Genomic DNA, 2,835 nt, shown 5'->3' with positions numbered 1-2,835 from the left:
CCTCTCATCGCCCCCTCGTCAGCTTCCGCCGTGTATACCCCAGCGTCCCCGCCACGGGCGGCGCCAGCCACGGCCACCGCCCTGCCGCCGCACTCCGACGCCGCCGCCGCCGAATCCCCCGTCGCCCCCTACGTCGTCGTCCTCAAGGACAGCACCTCCCGCGCCCCGGCCCGCGCCCTGGCCGCCGAGGCCGCGGACTCCGGCGACGAGGTCGGGGCCGTCTACGAAGCCGCTCTGAACGGCTTCGCCGTCCGCACCACGGCCGCCCGGGCCGCCGCCCTGGCCGCCGACCCCCGGGTGGCCTCCGTGGAACCGGACGCGGAGTACCGCATCACCGACACGGAGCCGCAGGCGCAGGCGCCCGCTCCCTGGTCGCTGGGCCGGATCGACCAGCGCGAGCTCCCGCTCGACGGCTCGTACACCTACCCCGTCACGGCCGAGGGCGTCACCGTCTACGTCGTGGACACCGGGATCAACACCCGCCACCAGGAGTTCGGCGGCCGCGCCCGGCACGGATACAACGCGGTGTTCCTCGGGACCTCCCGCGACTGCAACGGCCACGGCACGCACGTCGCGGCGACCGTGGGCGGGGAGACGTTCGGGGTCGCCAAGGGGGTCTCGCTCGTGGCGGTGAAGGTGGCCGACTGCCGTGGTTCCGCCAACCTGTCGGCGATCCTCAAGGGTCTCGACTGGGTGGTGAAGGACGCCGCCAGGGCACCGCGCACCCCGGCGGTGGCCAACATGAGCATCGGCGGCACCCCCAGCCACGCCCTCGACACGGCGGTGATCAGGGCCGTGGCCTCCGGCATCACCTTCACCGTCGCCGCCGGGAACGACGGCAGGGACGCCTGCACGGGCTCCCCGGCCTCCGTCCCCCAGGCCGTCACGGTCGGTGCGACCGACGCCGCGGACCGGCACGCGCCGTTCTCCGACCACGGCCCCTGCGTGGACCTGTCGGCGCCCGGCGTGGGGATCACCTCGGCCTGGAAGGACACCCCGACCGCCACGGCCCGCTCCTCCGGCACCTCGATGGCCGCCCCGCACGTGGCGGGGGCCGCCGCGCTCATCCTGGCGCGCGGTACGGCCCGGACCCCGGCCGAGGTGTCCGCGTCGCTGCTGCACAGCGCCGTGCGCGACCGGATCACGGGCCTCCCGGCCGGCACCCCGAACCTCCTGCTCCACACCCCTGCCGACCGTTAGACCGTGTCCGCCGTCCACCCCGACCAGTCGGTATCCGATGGGCCATCAGACTGCCTCTGATGGCCCATCAATTTCTGTGCGCTTCGGGCGAAAGCAAGTCATTGACTTCTCATCACGGCGACGCGTCAATATCGGCCACCGCACCGGCTCGGCCTCCCCGCACAGCGGGTGGGGGGAGGGGTTCGTCATGACGAAGGAGTCGCGACCCAGTGAGTACGAGAACGCATCGACGAAGAGTGCTGGCCGGGGTGGGCGCCCTGTCCCTGGCCCTGACGGGCGGCGTGGTGGGCCTGGCAGGCTCCGCGCAGGCCGCGACGAAGACCACCGCCGTCTTCGAGAACTGCGACGCCCCGGCGCCGCAGCCGGACGGCTCGGGCAACCAGAACTGGACGGTCACCCTGCCCGACGCCGCCAAGGCCGGCGACGTCGTCCCGATCACGATCGACCCGGGCGCGAGCCCGCTGATCCCCGGGTTCTCCGTCACGACGGTGAACACGTCCAAGATCACCCTCAAGGTCGGGACGACCACCCAGGTGGTCACCAGCCCGCCCGAGACCGTCACCGTCGTGGCCGGGCAGCCGCTCGACCCGAAGGCGTTCTCCGGAACGATCAGGATTCCGGACGGCAGCGAGGGCACCACGGTCAACGTCGCCCTCGACCTGGCCGTGACCGACGCGGACCTCTCCGGTTCGGTGTTCACCACCACCTGCACCCCGGCCCCGCGCCCGAGCGCCCCGCTCGGCTCGGTCGCGGTCGAGGCCCTGCCCAAGGACCCGGTCACCACGAAGCTGACGCCCAACAGCGGCCCGGCGGGCACCGCCGTCGTCGTCGGCGGCGCCAACTTCCCGGCCGGCGCCGTCACCTGCTCCGCCCTGCTCGCGGGCGTGGCGACCGGTGACACCGGTGCGGGCACGGCGGACGCGTCCGGCGCCGCCACCTGCAACATCACGGTCACCAAGAAGGCCGACACGATCAAGATCGACGGTTCGATCACCCCGTACAAGGCCTTCGTGTTCATGGAGGACCAGCCCGGCGTGAAGAACCCGGTCGACGTGGAGGTCCTGCCCGGACCGCTGGCCCTCGGCCCGAAGGACGGCCAGCCGGCCGTCGATTTCGGCGCGGTCACCATCAACGGAAAGGCCCAGTCGGTGGTCGGCGTCTTCAACGCCGCGACGGTCCAGGACTTCCGCGGCGGCTCGCTCGGCTGGGACGTGACGGCGACCCGTACGCCGTTCCTGAACCAGACCACGGGTCACTCGATGGCGAAGGCGCAGATCGGTATCCAGCCCACCTGCACGGTGACGAACCCGGACAGCCCGAGCACCTGCACCGCGGGCACCCCCGGCGCGATCTCCGACGTCCCGATGAAGGTGGCCTCCCAGGCCGCCGGCGGGGAGGAGCTGACCGGAGGCGAGTTCGCCGTCGGCGGCGCCGGGATGATCCAGCTCCCGCCGTTCATGTTCGCCGACACCTACCAGTCGGTCGTGACCTTCTCGATCGCCTGACCCGCACGGCCCGCTCCGTCAGGGTGGTGCGGGGGGGCGGGGGCGCCCCCCCCCCAACCCCCTGCCCCCCGCCGGGGGGACCCCCCACGGGCCCCCCCGGCATTTAAAAAAAATAAACAGCCCACGCAGT

General features: G+C 72.8%; 2 protein-coding genes. Both read left to right on the top strand.

The window, feature by feature from the left end; all coding sequences use genetic code 11:
- The first annotated feature begins 30 nt into the window (after window positions 1-30).
- Window positions 31-1,200: a S8 family peptidase gene (locus ACWGIF_RS32320; RefSeq protein ID WP_453502816.1), complete on the top strand. Its 1,170-nt coding sequence runs from the start codon at window positions 31-33 to the stop codon at window positions 1,198-1,200.
- A 209-nt stretch (window positions 1,201-1,409) separates the two neighbouring features.
- Window positions 1,410-2,705 (top strand): hypothetical protein, encoded by a 1,296-nt coding sequence (locus tag ACWGIF_RS32315; RefSeq protein WP_453502814.1) that lies wholly within the window; start codon window positions 1,410-1,412, stop codon window positions 2,703-2,705.
- Window positions 2,706-2,835 lie beyond the last annotated feature (130 nt).

This window comes from Streptomyces sp. NPDC054849, assembly GCF_053610945.1.
The sequence above is the reverse complement of the archived record's forward strand: the minus strand, read 5'-3'. Positions and strand labels throughout refer to the sequence as shown.